This is a genomic window from Blastococcus sp. SYSU D00695 (assembly GCF_054050555.1).
The window spans coordinates 165,813-182,512 of sequence record NZ_JBJGZP010000003.1; the positions used below are offsets into that span (position 1 = coordinate 165,813).

18 protein-coding genes are annotated in these 16,700 nt (G+C 75.7%); 12 read left to right on the forward strand and 6 right to left on the reverse strand.

The annotated features are described in order from the left end of the window. The first annotated feature begins 10 nt into the window (after positions 1-10). From tsaB to tsaD, 3 genes are read left to right on the forward strand one after another with little or no spacing between them, the layout of a single operon-like run. Positions 11-649: a tRNA (adenosine(37)-N6)-threonylcarbamoyltransferase complex dimerization subunit type 1 TsaB gene (gene tsaB, locus ACI781_RS03570; RefSeq protein ID WP_456564687.1), complete on the forward strand. Its 639-nt coding sequence runs from the start codon at positions 11-13 to the stop codon at positions 647-649. Next, positions 646-1,122 carry a ribosomal protein S18-alanine N-acetyltransferase gene (gene rimI, locus ACI781_RS03575; protein ID WP_456564688.1) on the forward strand — a complete coding sequence of 159 codons (477 nt, stop codon included), beginning with the start codon at positions 646-648 and terminating at the stop codon, positions 1,120-1,122. Before tsaB ends, rimI begins: the two co-directional genes overlap by 4 nt. Beyond that, positions 1,119-2,153, forward strand: coding sequence for a tRNA (adenosine(37)-N6)-threonylcarbamoyltransferase complex transferase subunit TsaD (gene tsaD, locus ACI781_RS03580; protein ID WP_456564689.1), 1,035 nt, complete (start codon positions 1,119-1,121; stop codon positions 2,151-2,153). The genes rimI and tsaD overlap by 4 nt, the downstream gene beginning before the upstream one ends. Positions 2,154-2,174: 21 nt before the next feature. On the opposite strand, the gene ACI781_RS03585 is transcribed toward tsaD, so the two are convergent. Continuing rightward, positions 2,175-3,419, reverse strand: coding sequence for a THUMP-like domain-containing protein (locus ACI781_RS03585; protein WP_456564690.1), 1,245 nt, complete (start codon positions 3,417-3,419; stop codon positions 2,175-2,177). Between the two features lie 179 nt (positions 3,420-3,598). Between ACI781_RS03585 and groES the strand changes: the two genes are divergently transcribed. Both groES and groL read left to right on the forward strand, forming a co-directional pair. Further along, positions 3,599-3,907 (forward strand): co-chaperone GroES, encoded by a 309-nt coding sequence (groES, locus tag ACI781_RS03590; RefSeq protein ID WP_029433407.1) that lies wholly within the window; start codon positions 3,599-3,601, stop codon positions 3,905-3,907. A gap of 124 nt (positions 3,908-4,031) precedes the next feature. Next, entirely contained in the window at positions 4,032-5,669 is a 1,638-nt protein-coding gene (groL, locus tag ACI781_RS03595) for a chaperonin GroEL (protein ID WP_456564691.1), read from the forward strand. 157 nt (positions 5,670-5,826) lie between these two features. On the opposite strand, the gene ACI781_RS03600 is transcribed toward groL, so the two are convergent. Further along, a complete protein-coding gene (locus ACI781_RS03600; RefSeq protein WP_456564692.1) occupies positions 5,827-6,126 on the reverse strand; it encodes a WhiB family transcriptional regulator in 300 nt (99 codons plus the stop codon). A gap of 260 nt (positions 6,127-6,386) precedes the next feature. On the opposite strand from ACI781_RS03600, the gene ACI781_RS03605 reads away from it, so the two are divergent. Then, a complete protein-coding gene (locus ACI781_RS03605; RefSeq protein ID WP_456564693.1) occupies positions 6,387-7,133 on the forward strand; it encodes a response regulator transcription factor in 747 nt (248 codons plus the stop codon). Positions 7,134-7,244: 111 nt separating this feature from the next. Here the strand turns inward: ACI781_RS03605 and ACI781_RS03610 are convergent, their stop codons facing one another. Further along, positions 7,245-7,640 carry a DUF5319 family protein gene (locus ACI781_RS03610; protein ID WP_456564694.1) on the reverse strand — a complete coding sequence of 132 codons (396 nt, stop codon included), beginning with the start codon at positions 7,638-7,640 and terminating at the stop codon, positions 7,245-7,247. A gap of 122 nt (positions 7,641-7,762) precedes the next feature. On the opposite strand from ACI781_RS03610, the gene guaB reads away from it, so the two are divergent. Genes guaB through guaA form a run of 3 tightly spaced genes read left to right on the forward strand, consistent with a single transcriptional unit; the run spans position 7,763 to position 12,017 of the window. After that, entirely contained in the window at positions 7,763-9,280 is a 1,518-nt protein-coding gene (guaB, locus tag ACI781_RS03615) for an IMP dehydrogenase (protein WP_456564695.1), read from the forward strand. Positions 9,281-9,284: 4 nt separating this feature from the next. Beyond that, the gene (locus ACI781_RS03620; protein WP_456564696.1) at positions 9,285-10,451 is read left to right on the forward strand and encodes a GuaB3 family IMP dehydrogenase-related protein; all 1,167 of its coding nucleotides are present in this window, start codon (positions 9,285-9,287) and stop codon (positions 10,449-10,451) included. 3 nt (positions 10,452-10,454) lie between these two features. Further along, the gene (gene guaA, locus ACI781_RS03625) at positions 10,455-12,017 is read left to right on the forward strand and encodes a glutamine-hydrolyzing GMP synthase (protein ID WP_456564697.1); all 1,563 of its coding nucleotides are present in this window, start codon (positions 10,455-10,457) and stop codon (positions 12,015-12,017) included. A gap of 10 nt (positions 12,018-12,027) precedes the next feature. Here the strand turns inward: guaA and ACI781_RS03630 are convergent, their stop codons facing one another. Next, a complete protein-coding gene (locus ACI781_RS03630; RefSeq protein ID WP_456564698.1) occupies positions 12,028-12,723 on the reverse strand; it encodes a helix-turn-helix transcriptional regulator in 696 nt (231 codons plus the stop codon). Between the two features lie 55 nt (positions 12,724-12,778). Here ACI781_RS03630 and ACI781_RS03635 point away from each other — a divergent pair, with 55 nt between their 5' ends. Next, positions 12,779-13,369: a dienelactone hydrolase family protein gene (locus ACI781_RS03635; protein WP_456564699.1), complete on the forward strand. Its 591-nt coding sequence runs from the start codon at positions 12,779-12,781 to the stop codon at positions 13,367-13,369. A gap of 44 nt (positions 13,370-13,413) precedes the next feature. Here the strand turns inward: ACI781_RS03635 and ACI781_RS03640 are convergent, their stop codons facing one another. Together ACI781_RS03640 and ACI781_RS03645 are read right to left on the reverse strand one after the other, a co-directional pair. Further along, entirely contained in the window at positions 13,414-13,746 is a 333-nt protein-coding gene (locus ACI781_RS03640; protein WP_456564700.1) for a hypothetical protein, read from the reverse strand. Then, positions 13,739-14,674, reverse strand: a complete 936-nt coding sequence (locus tag ACI781_RS03645; protein WP_456564701.1) for a PspC domain-containing protein — start codon at positions 14,672-14,674, stop codon at positions 13,739-13,741. Before ACI781_RS03645 ends, ACI781_RS03640 begins: the two co-directional genes overlap by 8 nt. A 126-nt stretch (positions 14,675-14,800) precedes the next feature. Between ACI781_RS03645 and ACI781_RS03650 the strand changes: the two genes are divergently transcribed. Beyond that, positions 14,801-16,003, forward strand: coding sequence for an ATP-binding protein (locus tag ACI781_RS03650; protein WP_456564702.1), 1,203 nt, complete (start codon positions 14,801-14,803; stop codon positions 16,001-16,003). Then, the gene (locus ACI781_RS03655) at positions 16,000-16,680 is read left to right on the forward strand and encodes a response regulator (protein ID WP_456564703.1); all 681 of its coding nucleotides are present in this window, start codon (positions 16,000-16,002) and stop codon (positions 16,678-16,680) included. The genes ACI781_RS03650 and ACI781_RS03655 overlap by 4 nt, the downstream gene beginning before the upstream one ends. Positions 16,681-16,700 lie beyond the last annotated feature (20 nt).

Here is a 16,700-nt window from a genome sequence, read left to right on the forward strand (position 1 = left end):
CTCGGTCCTCGTGCTGGTACTGGCCCTGGACACCGCGACGCCGACCCTGCTGGCCGGGCTGGCCCGGTGGTCGCCGGACGGCGGCGTCGAGGTGCTGGCCGAGCGCGCCGTCGCCTCGGGCACCCGGCACGCCGAGCTGCTGACCCCCGCGATCCGCGGCGCGCTCGCCGACGCCGGGCTGGCGCTGGCCGACGTCGGGGCCGTCGTCACCGGGCTGGGGCCCGGCCCGTTCACCGGCCTGCGCGTCGGCGTGGTCACCGCGGCGGCGATCGCCGACGCCCGCGGGCTGCCGGCCGTCGGCGTCTGCACGCTGGACGCGATCGGCGCCGGCGCCCGCACGGTGGTCACCGACGCCCGGCGCAAGGAGGTCTACTGGGCGGCCTACGACGCCGCGGGCGCCCGGGTCGAGGGGCCCGGCGTGGTGCGCCCCGAGTCCGGGGAGCTGACCGGCCCGTTCGTCGGGGACCCGGCGTTCGCCGGGCGGCTGGGCGCCGCGGTGACGCCGGCCGAGGTGACGACGGCGGGGCTGCTGCGCGCGGCCGGCCCGCAGCTGGCCGACCCGTCGTCCGCCGGCCCGCTGGTGCCGCTGTACCTGCGCCGTCCCGACGCCACCCCGCCGACGTCGTTCAAGCCGGTGACCACCTCGTGAGCCGTCCCGCCGGCGCCGTCCGGCTGCGGCCGATGCGGCTGGCCGACCTGCCGGCGGTGATGGAGCTCGAGGAGGAGCTCTTCGCCCCCGACACGTGGACGGTGTCGATGTACCGCGACGAGCTGTCGCGCACCGACACCCGGCACTACCTGGTCGCCGTCGACGGGGACGCGGACGGCGGTGGGGCCGTGGTCGGCTACGCGGGGCTCATCGCCTACGACGACGAGGCGCACGTGGCCACGATCGGCGTCTCGGGGGCCCGGCAGGGCGAGGGGGTCGGCGCGCTGCTGCTGGACGCCCTGCTCGCCGAGGCCGACCGGCGCAGCCCGGTCGTGCTGCTGGAGGTGCGGGCGGACAACGAGGTCGCGCAGGCCCTGTACCGGCGTCGCGGGTTCGCCGAGATCGGCCGGCGCCGCGGCTACTACCAGCCGAGCAACACCGACGCCGTGGTGATGAGACGGGAGAGACCGTGACCGAGCCGCTGGTCCTGGGGTTCGAGACGTCCTGCGACGAGACCGGGGTCGGGCTGGTCCGCGGCCGCACCCTGCTGTCGGACGCCCTGGCCACCTCGATGGCCGAGCACGAGCGGTTCGGCGGCGTCGTCCCCGAGATCGCCTCCCGCGCGCACCTGGAGGCGATGGTGCCGACGGTGCACCGCGCGCTCGCCGAGGCCGGGGTGGGGGCCGGCGACGTCGACGCCGTCGCGGTGACCGCCGGCCCGGGTCTCACCGGCGCCCTGCTGGTCGGGCTGGCGGCGGCCAAGGCGTACGCGCTGGCGCTCGACGTCCCGCTGTACGGGGTCAACCACCTCGCCGCGCACGTCGCCGTCGACGAGCTGCAGCACGGGGAGCTGGCCGAGCCGTCGCTGGCGCTGCTGGTCTCCGGCGGGCACAGCTCGCTGCTGCTGGTGCCCGACCTGTCCCGCGACGTCGTCTCGCTGGGCCGCACGGTCGACGACGCGGCCGGCGAGGCGTTCGACAAGGTCGCCCGCGTGCTCGGCATGCCCTTCCCCGGCGGCCCGCCGATCGACCGGGCCGCCCGCGAGGGCGACGGCTCGGCGATCGCCTTCCCGCGCGGGCTCACCGGCCCCCGGGACGCGCCCTACGACTTCTCCTTCTCCGGCCTGAAGACCGCCGTCGCCCGGTGGGTGGAGGCCCGCGAGCGGGCCGGGGAGCCGGTGCCGGTGGCCGACGTCGCCGCGTCGTTCCAGGAGGCCGTCGCCGACGTGCTGACCGCGAAGGCGGTGCGGGCCTGCCGCGAGCACGGCGTGGACCACCTGGTGCTCGGTGGGGGAGTGGCGGCCAACTCGCGGCTGCGGGCGCTGGCCGAGGAACGCTGCGCCGCGGCCGGCATCGTGCTGCGGGTGCCGAGCCCGCGGCTGTGCACCGACAACGGCGCGATGGTCGCCGCGCTGGGGTCGCGGCTGGTCGCGGCCGGGGTGGCCCCGTCGGCTCCGGACCTCGGCGCGGACAGCTCACTGCCGATCGAGGTCGTCACCCCGTAGCGCCGCTGCCGCGGGGGCTCCTCAGGAGGCGGCGCACACCAGCGCGGTGGGCCGGCCGGCCACCCGGGTGACGACGACGACCGCCGACCCCGCACCGGGGCCGCGCAGCTGCCGCGCCAGCTGCTCGGGCTCGATCGCCGACCCGCGCTTCTTCACCGTCACCCGGCCGACACCGCGGGCGCGCAGCAGCGCCCGCAGCTTCTTGAGGTTGAACGGCAGCACCTCCTCGACCCGGTGGGAGGTGACCCAGGGGGAGTCGGCGGCCGCGTCGGAGGTCAGGTAGGCGATCGTCGGGTCCACCAGCGTCGCGCCCAGCTCGGCGGCGGCCAGCGCCACCAGGCCGGAGCGGATGACCGCCGGGTCCGGCTCGTGCAGCCACCCGCGCACCGGTCCGGTGGGCGCCGGCCCCGGGTCGGCGTCGGCGGCCAGCTCGTGCACCGTGCCGGCGCGGACGACGGTCGCCCGCCGCCACCGCGTCGAGACCGCGCGCCCCCACAGCACGGCCTCCACGATCGACCCGCGCACCGACACCCACTCGGCCTCGACGCCGGCGGGCACGCGGTCGTGGTCCAGCCCGGGGGCGACCTTGACCGCGGTCACCGGCACGCGGTCCAGCAGGGCCTCGACGCATCCCCAGGGCGGCGACCACCGGTCGGGGTCCAGCTGCCGGCGGCCGCCCGCCCGCCGCGCCGGGTCCAGGACGGCGCCCGCGCAGTTGGCCACCTCGCCGCCGCGGGCCGCCGCCACCAGCTCGACGGCGTCCCCGGCCACGACCCACACCCGGTCGGCCAGGCCCAGCGCCTCGACGTTGGCCGCGGTCAGCGCCCGGGCCAGCGGGTCGACGTCGACGGCGAGGACGCTGGCCCCGGCCCGGGCCAGCGCGATGGTGTCGGTGCCGGCCGCGCAGCCGAGGTCGGCGACGGAGTCGACGCCCTCGCCGCCGGCGGCCAGCAGCCGGGCGGCGCGCCGGGCGGCGAGCTCCGGCCGGCCGGCCTGCTCGAGGGTGTCGGCGGTCAGGAACAGCACGTCGGCGTCGTCGCCGAACACCGGCCGCGCGCGCTCGCGCAGGCGGGCGAACCCCCAGGCGGGCCCGGCCAGCACCGGCCCCACGGCGGCGCGGAGGCGGTCGAGCGCCGGCACCAGCTCGGTGCCGGCCGCGAGCAGCTCGGCGGCACGGGCGAGGGCGGCCGCGCCCTCGGGCGTGCGCATCAGCGCCAGCTGCTCCAGCACGCTCTCCGGATGGGTCGCGGACGCGTCGGGAGGCACGCCGTCAGCGTGACGCACCGGTCCGGGACCCCGTCGGGTGACCCGCTTGAGGGGCTGGCACTCTCGTGGGTAGAGTGCCAACGACACGGCAGCCGCCTGACCCCCGCGACGGCAGGTGTGCAGGCCCGTGCCACAGCATCCTGTTCCAGCCCGTCGATCCCGAAGGGGGCGTCACCGACGTGACGACCGCTACCAAGGTCAGCATCAAGCCGCTGGAGGACCGCGTCGTGGTCCAGGCCAACGAGGCCGAGACCACCACCGCTTCCGGCCTGGTCATCCCGGACACCGCCAAGGAGAAGCCGCAGGAGGGCACGGTCATCGCCGTGGGCCCCGGCCGCGTCGACGACAACGGCAACCGCGTCCCCCTCGACGTCAACGTCGGCGACGTGGTCATCTACTCGAAGTACGGCGGCACCGAGGTGCGCTACGGCGGCGAGGACTACCTCGTGCTGTCGGCGCGCGACCTGCTCGCCGTCGTGGAGAAGTGACCTCTCCTCTCCACCCGCGTCCCTGACGCACCGCACGATGCGACCGCCCCGGGCGACCCGAGACACCGGGTCCCTGGGGCGGTCGTCGTTCCGCACCCCCCAGTCCTGAACGAGGAGCCGGCCCATGGCCAAGATCATCAAGTTCAACGAGGACGCCCGCCGCGCGCTCGAGCGCGGCGTGGACAAGCTGGCCGACGCGGTCAAGGTGACGCTGGGCCCGCGCGGGCGCAACGTCGTCCTCGACAAGAAGTTCGGCTCGCCGACGATCACCAACGACGGCGTCACCATCGCCCGCGAGGTGGAGCTCGAGGACCCGTACGAGAACCTCGGCGCGCAGCTGGCCAAGAACGTCGCCACCAAGACCAACGACGTCGCCGGTGACGGCACCACCACCGCCACCGTGCTGGCCCAGGCGCTGGTCCACGAGGGCATGCGCAACGTCGCCGCCGGGGCCAACCCGATGGCGCTGGGCCGCGGCATGCGCGCCGCCGTCGACGCCGTGCACGCCGCCCTCGACGCGGCCGCCACCCCGGTCGAGGACCAGGACTCCATCGCCGGTGTCGCCACCGTGTCCGCGCAGGACGCCGAGGTCGGCACCCTGATCGGCGAGGCGATGGAGAAGGTGGGCAAGGACGGCGTCATCACCGTCGAGGAGAGCAACACCCTCTCCACCGAGCTCGACGTGACCGAGGGCGTGCAGTTCGACAAGGGCTACCTGTCGCCGTACTTCGTCACCGACACCGAGGCGATGGAGGCCGTCCTCGAGGACGCGCTGGTCCTGCTCGTGCAGGGCAAGGTCGGCGCCCTGGCCGACCTGCTCCCGCTGCTGGAGAAGGTGCTCGGCTCCGGCTCGCGGCCGCTGCTGATCGTCGCCGAGGACGTCGAGGGCGAGGCGCTGTCCACGCTCGTCGTCAACTCCATCCGCAAGACCATCAAGGTCGTCGCGGTGAAGTCGCCCTACTTCGGCGACCGCCGCAAGGCGTTCATGACCGACCTCGCCATCGTCACCGGCGGTCAGGTCGTCAGCGAGGACGTCGGCCTCAAGCTCGACGCGGTCGGCCTCGAGGTGCTCGGCACCGCGCGGCGCGTCGTCGTCACCAAGGACGCGACGACGATCGTCGACGGCGGCGGCACCGGCGAGGCCATCGCCGACCGCGTCGCGCAGATCCGCCGCGAGATCGACGCCACCGACTCCGACTGGGACCGCGAGAAGCTGCAGGAGCGGCTCGCGAAGCTGGCCGGCGGCATCGGCGTCATCCGCGTGGGTGCGGCCACCGAGGTCGAGATGAAGGAGAAGAAGCACCGGATCGAGGACGCCATCGCCGCCACCCGCGCCGCGGTGGAGGAGGGCGTCGTCCCCGGTGGTGGCTCCGCGCTGGTGCACGCCGCCGCGGCGATCGACGCCCTGGACCTCACCGGCGACGAGCTCACCGGCGCCCGCGCGGTCCGCCGCGCCCTGGACGCCCCGCTCGTCCGGATCGCCGAGAACGCCGGCTTCGAGGGCCGCGTCGTCGTCAGCAAGGTCCGCGACGGCGGCGTCGGCACCGGCTTCAACGCCGCGACCGGCGAGTACGGCGACCTGGCCGCCCAGGGCGTCATCGACCCGGTCAAGGTCACCAAGGCCGCCCTCGGCAACGCCACCTCGATCGCGGCGATGGTGCTCACCACCGACTCCGCCGTCGTCGAGGCGCCGGAGGAGGAGGCGCACGCGGGCGGGCACCACACCCACGGGCACTCGCACGGCCACGGCCACGCCCACTGAGCACGGCCACCCTCCCGTGATCATCGGCGGGTGGCGCGTCCGGCCGGCGGGTCGGGCAGCCACCTGCCGATGATCACGGGGCGCGCACCCCGCGCAACGCACCGAGGGCCGGTCCAGACGAACGTCTGGACCGGCCCTCGGTGTCTGTCGGGAGGGGCTACACGCCCGCGGCGACCGGGGCGGGCTCCGCGGCGATGAGCCGGGCCCGCTCCTCCTCGCTCATGCCGCCCCACACGCCGTAGGGCTCACGGACGGCGAGCGCGTGCTTGAGGCAGGCCTCGACGACGGGGCACTTCGCGCAGACGGCCTTGGCCGCGTTCTGCCGGCGGGCCCGCGCGGGGCCGCGCTCCCCGTCCGGGTGGAAGAACAGGGCGGTGCTCTCGCCACGGCAGGCGCCGTGCAACTGCCAGTCCCAGACCTCGGCGACGGGGGTGGGCAGTCGGCGGATGTCAGCCATGTCGGTCCTCCTCGGCTCGATGCGAGCCGGAGGGGGCGGTCCGGCTGCAAGGGGCCGGTGCCCGAGGCCCACGCGGGTCAAACACAGGGCGTCGCGGCATTTTCCCGCCTCCTGGCTCACCCCGCTGGGTGAGGGCATCTGTCACCCGTCCCGGCGGCCGATCAAGGTGGGTCCCGGTCGTGCCGAATCCGGCGGGGAGTCCCGTCCGAGGTCGGCGGGGGAGTCGCCCGGACAGCGCGCCGGGAGCGAGGAGCACAACCGTGATCGACGACAGGATGCGTGGCCCCGGCAACGGGACGACGGTGTGGGTCTTCGACGAGCGCCGGCGGGTCCGCGAGGACATCGCCTCCCGCCTCGTCGCGTTGCCCTTCGTCGGCCGCGTGGAGGCCGTGGGCGACCCCGCGGTCCTCATGTCGCGGCTGGCCACCCGCCATCCCGACGTCCTGCTCGTGGGCACCCAGCGCGCCACCGACGCCGGCCTCACCGTCGCCACCCAGGCGCTGCGCGCCCACCCGCGGCTGCCGGTCCTGGTTCTCGGTGCCCCCGACGACGCCGAGACCGTCCGCGCGGCCGTCGCCGTCGGCGCCCGCGGCTACCTGCGCTGGGACGCCACCGCCCTGGAGATGGGCCTGGGCCTGTCCCGCGTCGGCCTGCGGGTCGACGGGCGGACGCCGCAGCCGGCCGCCGGGCACCCGGTGCCGCTGGCCAGCGTCGGCGCGCACTCGGCGGCCCCGGCCTGGAACGGTGCGACCCCGCTCGCCGGGTCCGCGCCGACCACCGTCCGCGCCGCCGTGGTCCGCGAGGCCGCCCCGGTCAGCCTGTCCATGCGCGAGATGCAGGTGCTCACCGGCATGAGCCAGGGCAAGAGCAACGCCCAGATCGGTCGCGAGCTCTACCTGTCCGAGGACACCATCAAGACCCACGCCCGCCGGCTGTTCCGCAAGCTGGGCGCCAAGGACCGCGCCGAGGCGGTCGCCACCGGTTTCCGCCGGGGGATGATGCAGTGACCTCGCGGCGGCCGCCCCCCTCGGGCCGGCCGCCCCGATGCGCCAGAGGGCGGTCATCCCGGTCGGGATGACCGCCCTCTGGCGCATGCGGGCGGGCTCGGGGCCGCCGGCTCAGTCCTCGCGGGCGTGCCGGCCGGTGCGGCCGCCACCCGGCTCCTCGCGCTCGGCGACGGCGGCGACCCCGTCGGCGTACCCGCTGGCGTAGTCCCAGCTGACGTAGTCGGCGGGGTCGGGGTCGAACGGCGGCTCGTGCCGGCCGGTCTGGCCCTCCTCCAGCAGCTGGCGCAGGTTGGCCTGCATGAGGGCCCAGTCGACGTGGTGCTCCTCGTCGCAGTCCGGGCAGTCGACGACGATGCCCTTGATCCCGGTCGGTTCCAGCAGCGTGCGGAACACCTCGAGCTCGGCCAGGTCGTCGAGGACCCCCGCCCGCTCCTCCATCGTCAGCGGCGGCGGACCCGACGGGTCGAAGCCCCCGGGGTCGGGACCGCTGAAGTCGTCGGCACTCACGGGGTCACGGTAGCCGCCCGGCAGCCGTCGGTCCGCTCCTCGTGGGCCGCCGCCTACGATCTAGGCGGTTCCCCGCGCGCCCACGAGGGTGCAGACCGATCCCGGAGGGGTGGCGGCTCCTGATGCAGCCCGATGATTTCGTACCCGAGCTGCCGGCGAAGTTCGCCCCGCTCGGCCTGACCTACGACGACGTCCTGCTCATCCCGGGCGCCTCCGACGTCGTCCCGGCCGAGGTGGACACCAGCAGCCGCCTCACCCGCGGGATCCGGCTGGCCGTGCCCCTGCTGTCCAGCGCGATGGACACCGTCACCGAGGCCCGCATGGCCATCGCCATGGCCCGCGTCGGCGGCGTCGGCGTCCTGCACCGCAACCTCGCCGCCGAGGAGCAGGCCGGCCAGGTCGACCTGGTCAAGCGCTCCGAGGCCGGCATGGTCACCAACCCGGTGACGGTCTCCCCGGACAACACCCTGGCCGAGGTCGACGCGCTGTCGGCGCGGTACCGCATCTCCGGTGCCCCGGTCGTCGACGCCGACGGCGTCCTCGTCGGCATCTGCACCAACCGCGACATGCGCTTCGAGACCGACCAGAACCGGCTCGTCCGCGACGTGATGACGCCGATGCCGCTGGTCACCGCCCCGGTCGGGGTCGACCCGGACACCGCCCTGGGCCTGCTGTCCCAGCACAAGATCGAGAAGTTGCCGATCGTCGACGAGGGCGGCCGGCTGCGCGGGCTGATCACCGTCAAGGACTTCGTCAAGCGCGACCAGTACCCGCTGTCCACCAAGGACGCCGACGGCCGGCTGGTCGTCGCTGCCGCGGTCGGTGTGGGCGAGGACTCCTACAAGCGGGCCGGCCTGCTGGTCGACGCCGGGGTCGACGTGCTCGTCGTCGACACCGCGCACGGCCACCAGCGCGCCGTCCTGGACATGGTCTCCCGGGTGAAGGCCGACTTCGGCGGCGCCGGTGCCCTTCAGGTCGTCGGCGGCAACGTCGCCACTCGTGCCGGCGCCCAGGCGCTGATCGACGCCGGGGTGGACGCCGTCAAGGTCGGCGTCGGGCCGGGCTCGATCTGCACCACCCGCGTGGTCGCCGGCGTCGGCGTCCCGCAGATCACCGCCATCTACGAGGCCTCGCTCGCCGCGCGGCCGGCCGGTGTCCCGGTGATCGCCGACGGTGGCCTGCAGTACTCCGGTGACATCGCCAAGGCCCTGGTGGCCGGGGCCGACACCGTGATGATCGGCGGCCTGTTCGCCGGCGTCGAGGAGGCCCCCGGCGAGCTGGTCTTCATGAACGGCAAGCAGTTCAAGACCTACCGCGGCATGGGGTCGCTGGGCGCCATGCAGAAGCGCGGCAACCAGTCCTACAGCCGCGACCGCTACTTCGCCGACGACGTCCTCTCCGACGACAAGCTCGTCCCCGAGGGCATCGAGGGCCAGGTGCCCTACCGCGGCGCGCTGGCCACCGTCGCCCACCAGCTCGTCGGCGGCCTGCGCGCGTCGATGGGCTACGCGGGCGCGGCGACGGTCGCCGACCTGCAGGAGCGCGGCCAGCTCACCCGCATCACCGCGGCCGGGCTGACCGAGAGCCACCCGCACGACATCCAGATGACCGTCGAAGCCCCCAACTACCGGGCCCGGTGACCTGATGCCCGCACGCGACACCGTCGAGATCGGCCTCAACCGCTTCGCCCGCCGCGGCTACGAGCTGGACGAGGTCTCGATCGTCCCCTCCCGCCGCACCCGGGACATGGACGACGTCTCCACCGCCTGGCAGATCGACGCCTTCCGCTTCGACCTGCCGCTGGTCACCAGCCCGTCCGACGCGGTGGTCAGCCCGGCCACCGCGATCGCCGTCGGCCAGGCCGGCGGGCTCGGCGTCCTCAACGCCGAGGGCCTGTGGACCCGCTACGACGACCCGGCCGAGGCCTACGCCCGCATCCGCGCCGCCGCCGGCGACGGCGCCCCGCCGGTGTCGGTGCTGCAGGAGGTCTACGCCGAGCCGGTCAAGCCCGACCTGATCACGGCCCGGGTCAAGGAGATCAGCGCCGCCGGCGTCACCACCGCGGTGCGCATCTCCCCGCAGCACACCCTGCAGCTGGCCCCGACCGTGCTGGCCGCGGGCGTGGACATGCTGGTCATCCAGGGCACCATCGTCTCGGCCGAGCACGTCACCACCTCGGGCCAGGCGCTGAACCTCAAGGACTTCATCGCCGACCTCGACGTCCCCGTCATCGTCGGCGGCGCGGCCAACTACCAGACGGCGCTGCACCTGATGCGCACCGGCGCGGCCGGGGTGATCGTCGGTGTGGGCGCCGACAGCTACTCCACCGGGGACGCCGTCATGGGCATCCGCGTGCCGCTGGCCAGCGCGATCGTCGACGCCGCGGCCGCCCGCCGCGACTACCTCGACGAGACCGGCGGCCGGTACGTGCACGTCATCGCCAACGGACGGATCGAGGACAGCGGCGCGATCGCCCGGGCCCTGGCCTGCGGTGCCGACGCCGTCCAGCTCGGCGAGCCGCTGCGCGCCGCGGCCGAGGCCCCCGCCGGGGGCATCTGGTGGGACTCCGTCGCCGCGCACCCGCGGCTGCCCCGGGGCGGCACCTCCGCCCCGGTCGAGCCCGCCGGGTCCCTGGCCGACGTCCTGCTCGGCGAGGCGCGCGCCGCCGACGGCCGGACCAACCTGTTCGGGGCGCTGCGCCGCACGATGGCCAAGACCGGTTACCGCGACCTCAAGGAGTTCCAGCGCGTGGACCTGGTGATCGGCGGCGGGCACGGCGGCGCGGACCCCTCGACCGAGGGCCGGGGCTGACCCGTGGACTTCCCGACCGTCCTGGTCGTCGACTTCGGCGCCCAGTACGCCCAGCTCATCGCCCGCCGCATCCGTGAGGCCGGCGTCTACTCCGAGATCGTGCCGTCCTCGACGCCGGCGGAGGAGATCGTCGCCCGCAAGCCGGCCGCGATCGTGCTCTCCGGCGGGCCCTCCAGCGTGTACGCCGAGGGGGCCCCGCAGGTCGACCCGGTGCTGTTCGAGTCCGGCGTGCCGGCGTTCGGCATCTGCTACGGCTTCCAGGCGATGGCCGCCGCCCTGGGCGGGACCGTGGCGCGCACCGGGGACCGCGAGTACGGCGGCACCCCGCTGACCGTCACCACCGGCGGCCGGCTGTTCGGTGAGACGCCGACCCTGCAGTCGGTGTGGATGAGCCACGGGGACGCCGTCGCCCAGGCACCGCCCGGCTTCACGGTGACCGCCACCTCCACGGGGGCGCCGGTCGCCGCGTTCGAGGACGTCGACCGCCGCCTGGCCGGGGTGCAGTTCCACCCCGAGGTGCGGCACACCTCGCACGGGCAGACGGTGCTCGAGCACTTCCTGTTCGACATCGCCGGCCTGGAGCGCTCCTGGACGATGGCCAACGTCGTCGACGAGGCGGTCGCGGCGATCCGCGAGCAGATCGGGGACCGGCGGGCGATCTGCGGGCTGTCCGGTGGGGTGGACTCCGCGGTCGCCGCCGCGCTCGTGCAGCAGGCCATCGGCGACCGGCTCACCTGCGTGTACGTCGACCACGGGTTGATGCGCGAGGGCGAGACCGAGCAGATCGAGCGGGACTTCGTCGCCGTCACCGGTGCGGACCTGCGGGTCGTCGACGCCGCCGACCGGTTCCTGTCGGCGCTGGCCGGGGTCAGCGACCCGGAGGAGAAGCGCAAGATCATCGGCCGGGAGTTCATCCGGGTGTTCGAGCAGGCCGCGCTCGACGTCGTCGCCGACGCGCAGGCGCACGGCGAGACCGTCGACTTCCTCGTGCAGGGCACGCTCTACCCCGACGTCGTGGAGTCCGGCGGCGGGACCGGCACGGCCAACATCAAGAGCCACCACAACGTCGGCGGGCTGCCCGAGGACCTGACCTTCTCGCTCGTCGAGCCGCTGCGCACCCTGTTCAAGGACGAGGTGCGCGAGGTCGGCCGCCGGCTCGGGCTGCCCGACACCCTCGTGCAGCGGCAGCCCTTCCCCGGCCCGGGGCTGGGCATCCGCATCGTCGGCGAGGTGACGCGGGAGCGGCTGGACGTGCTCCGCCGGGCCGACGCGATCGTGCGGGCCGAGCTGTCCGCGGCGCAGCTGGACACCGAGATCTGGCAGTGCCCCGTGGTGCTGCTGGCCGACGTCCGCTCGGTCGGCGTGCAGGGCGACGGGCGCACCTACGGGCACCCGGTCGTGCTGCGCCCGGTGTCCAGCGAGGACGCGATGACCGCGGACTGGACCCGGCTGCCCTACGACCTGCTGGCGCGGATCTCGACGCGGATCACCAACGAGGTGGAAGAGGTCAACCGCGTCGTCCTCGACGTGACGAGCAAGCCGCCGGGCACCATCGAGTGGGAGTAGCGGCAGGCCGCTAGCCGCGCGGTACCCGTACCGCGTGCGCGTCCGGCGGTGCGGTGCCGTAGAGGGCCGGGTCGCGCTCGGGCGCCGGCTCGGGGGTGAGGTGGGCGGACTCGATCCGGTCCCACCGGAACCAGCGCGGGGCCTGCCGCTCCCGGCACCAGCCGACCAGGTACCAGTGGTCGCCGGTGCGCGCGAGCAGGTGGGGCTCCACGCGGCGCCGGGTGACGTCGCCGGCGGCGTCGCGGTAGCCGATCGCCACCACGCAGCGGCGCAGCAGGGCCTGCTCGACGGCCGAGGCCGGTGCCGGCCGGGACCGGCCGCCCCGCACCCAGACGCGGGCGCCCAGGTCGTCGGCCCGCGCCCGGGCGCCGGGGCCCATCGCGTCGAGGACCTTCTCCAGGGCGGCCTGGCCGTCTGCGGCGAACGGGGCGTCGGGGGCTCCGGCCAGCGCGACGGCGACGGCCACCGCCTGCGCCGGGGTGAGGTTCACCGGGGGGAGGGTGGCGACGGCGTCGAGCACGTACCCGCCGCCCGGGCCGGCGCTGGCCCAGATCGGCACCCCGGCCTGCTGGAGCGCGGCGACGTCCCGCTTGACCGTTCGGGAGGAGACCTCCAGCCAGGCCGCGAGCCGCTGCGCCGTCCGCCCCCGGGGCCCGGCCCGGCGGAGTTCCTCGGTGAGCGCGTGCAGCCGGTCGGTGCGGTTCACGGGAGGACGATCGCAGCAGACGGTGACAGGACGGTGTCACCAGCAGCCCCCCAGGGTGGGCCGCATGACCACCATCGCGCTCTTCCACTCCGTGCTCGGCGTCCGTCCCGGTGTCACCGACGCGGCGGACCGGCTGCGCGCCGCCGGCCACGAGGTGCACGTGGTCGACCAGTACGGCGGCCGCGTGTTCGACGACTACGAGCAGGCCTCGGCGTACGCGGGGTCGATCGGCTACCCCGCGCTCATGGCCGCCGCGGTCGACGCCGTGGCGGACCTGCCGGACGGCTTCGTGGCGGCCGGGTTCTCCAACGGCGCGGGGATGGCCCAGCACGTGGCGACCCGCCGTCCGTGCGCCGGCCTGCTGCTGTTCTCCGGGATCCTGCCGATGCACGTGCTCGGCGCCGGCTCCTGGCCGGCCGGGGTGCCCGCGCAGCTGCACTACACCGCGGACGACCCGTTCCGGATGGCGGCGTGGGTCGAGGAGGCCGCGGAGGACGCGCGACGGGCCGGCGCCGGGCTGGAGCGCTTCGACTACCCGGGGTCGGGCCACCTGTTCACCGACGCGAGCCTCCCCGCCGAGTACGACGGGGAGGCGGCGGAGCTGCTGTGGCGGCGGGCGCTGGACTTCTGCGCAGCCGTGGGGTGACGCGGCCGGGCCGCCCCCGCGTCGGTGCGGGAGCGGCCCGGGGGTCAGCGTCGGCGGCGGGACCGGCGCAGCTCGCCGACCAGCAGCCAGAGGCCGGCGCCGATGAGCAGGACCCACAGGACGCCGCCGTCGCGGAAGACCCCCAGCGGCAGCTCCGCCCCGGTCAGGCCGACCACCGCCAGGACGACGAACAGCAGGCCCGGGACGAGCGAGACCGGGTCGACCGCCCGCCGCGGGGCGGGAGCGGGGGGCCCGGCCGGGTCCTCCAGCGGCAGCGGGGTGGTCGGCGCCCAGCCGCCTCCCGCGGCCGGGGCGGCCCCTGCGGCCGGGACCCCCGGCGTGGTCGGTGTGGTCGGGAAGTCGCTGGACTCAGCCACGGGACACCTCCGTGTCGCCGACCCCGTGGTCGACGACGAGAACGAACTCGGGATCGCCGTCGTCGACGTGACGGCCGGGACCGGTACCGGGGAAGAAACCGCCGTCGGACGAACCGCCGTCGAACACCTGCTCCTCGCCGACCCCGGTGTCGAGCGTCAGCCGGACGTCGGCGTCGCGGGGCACGACCACGTCCAGGTCCCCGACGCCGTGGTCGATCTCCACGCGCAGCGGCGCGTCCAGGTCCGAGACGTCGACGCGGCTGAGGTCGACCGTGAGGTCACCCGCGCCGAGCCGGTACACGTCGCGCACCTGGCCGACCGTGGCCGGCCGGTAGTCGCGGTCGCCCACGCCGGCACCACTGGCCCACGGCACCGACGAGGCCAGCGCCAGGCCGAGGGAGAGCACGACGCCCAGGGCGATCAGCCCGCCGCGGGGGGCCCGCCCGGGGACGAACGCCCCGGCGACCAGCCCGAGACCGACGACCAGCAGGGCCACGCCGAGGAAGGGCCGCGGCCCCGGCTCCCAGTCGGTCAGCCGCGCCACCAGCACCAGCACCCCGAGCACGATGAGCACGCCGGCGAGCGTCAGCCGCCCGACGGGGGAGCGCGGCAGCGTGGGCGCTGCGCTCCCGGTCCCGGGGGGTTCCGCGCCCGGCGGCCCGGCGGGGGTGAGCACCCACAGCAGCAGGTACACGAGGATGCCGGTGCCGCCGGCCAGGGTGAGGGCGACGAAACCGACCCGCCACAGCAGCGGGTCGATGCCGCTGTACTCGGCGAGGCCGCCCGCGACACCGCCGGCCATCTTGTCGGTGCGGCTGCGGCGCAGCGGGGGCCGCACCGGCGGCGTGGTGCCGGACGGCGGCATGGACGGCGGGACGGCGCCGGGCGGGTCCACCGTGGGCGGCGCGGGAGGCGGAGCTGCGGTCATGGCACAGACACTGCGTGACGAGGGGCGCCCGGGACATCAGGGAAGGCCCCCATCCGACCCTGGTCCCGCCCCACCGGGGTGATCACCGATGCCCCGGCCGCGCGGCCGGTGCGACGATCGACGGCGATGACGACAGAGAACGCGACCGCGGCGGCCGCGGGCGGCCCGGCCCCCGCCGGCGACCCGCGCCCGTCGCTGGTGCGCCCGCGCCAGGGGCGGATGCTGGCCGGCGTCGCCGCCGGCACCGCCGCGCACCTGCGCGCCGACCCGCTGGTCGTGCGGGTCGCCTTCGTCGCCCTCGCGGTCACCGGCATCGGCGTCGTCGCCTACGGCCTGCTGTGGCTGTTCATGCCGGTCTCCGACGCCGAGGTCCCGGCGCTGACGGCGGCCGAGCGGCCCAGCCGCCGGCAGACCATCGGCCTGGTGCTGCTCGGCATCGGCGCGCTCGCACTGGTGACCAACCTGGCCAGCTGGGGCAGCGGCGACGTCACCGTCCCGCTGCTGCTGGTCGGCGTCGGCCTGGCCACGATCTGGCGGCAGCTGGACACCGACCGGGCCCTCACCCGGCCCGGCGGCCCGTGGGTGCTGGCCGGCGGCGTGCTGCTCGGCGTGGTCGGGGTCGTGCTGCTGCTGGCCTCGACCGGGCAGCTGGCCAACGCGCGCAACGGCTTCGCCGCGACGCTGGTCATCCTCGTCGGGGTCGCCCTGGCGACCGCGCCGGTGTGGCGGCGGCTGCTCACCTCGCGCCAGGCCGAGCGCACCGCGCGCATCCGCTCGGAGGAGCGGGCCGCGGTCGCCGCCCACCTGCACGACTCCGTGCTGCAGACGCTCGCGCTGATCCAGCGGCACGCCGGTGACCAGCAGGCCGTCGCCCGGCTGGCCCGCAGCCAGGAGCGGGAGCTGCGCACCTGGCTGTACGAGCCGGAGAAGGCCTCCGAGGGCACCTGGGCGGGCCTGGTGTCGGCCATGGTCGCCGAGGTGGAGGCCGACCACGAGCTGACCGTGGACCCGGTCGTCGTCGGCGACGCCCCCGTCGACGAGGCGCTGGCCGCGCTCGGCGCCGCCACGCGCGAGGCGCTGGTCAACGCGGCCAAGCACTCCGGGGCGACGTCGGCCGACCTGTACACCGAGGTCGGCGCCGACGCGGTGTCGGTGTTCGTCCGCGACCGGGGCCGGGGCTTCGACCCCGCGGCGGTGCCGGCCGACCGCCGCGGCCTGCGCGACTCGGTGACCGCCCGGGTGACGCGGTTCGGGGGGACGGCGACCGTGCGCTCGGCGCCGGGGGAGGGGACCGAGGTGGAGCTGCTGCTGCCCAGGGAGGGATCGTGACGGAGCCGGGGACGACCGGGACGGCGCCGCGCGTGTTCGTCGTCGACGACCACGCGATGGTGCGGGCCGGCGTGCGCGCCGAGCTGGGGGAGTCCGTCGACGTCGTCGGGGAGGCCGCCGACGCCGACGCCGCGATCGCCGGCATCCGCGCGACCTCGCCCGACGTCGTCCTGCTCGACGTGCACCTGCCCGGCGGGGGCGGCCGGGCGGTGCTCGAGGCGCTGCGCGCGGAGCTGCCCGCCGTCCGGTACCTGGCGCTGTCGGTGTCCGACGCCGCCGAGGATGTCATCGCCGTCATCCGCGCCGGGGCGCGCGGCTACGTCACCAAGACCATCTCCGGTCCGGACCTGCGGGCGGCGGTGCAGCGGGTCGCCGACGGGGACGTCGTCTTCAGCCCGCGGCTGGCCGGCTTCGTGCTGGACGCCTTCGCCGCGGCCGGCCCGGCGGCGGCGCCGGCGACCGATCCGGCCACCGACCCCGGCCTGGACCTGCTGTCGGCCCGCGAGCGCGAGGTGATGCAGCTGCTGGCCCGCGGTTACACCTACCGCGAGATCGGCTCGCGGCTGTTCATCTCGGTGAAGACCGTGGAGTCCCACGCCTCGAACGTGCTGCGCAAGCTCCAGCTGTCCAACCGCAACGAGCTCACGAGGTGGGCGGCGACCAACCGCCTGCTCTGAGGTGCAGGAGCGCGGTCCTG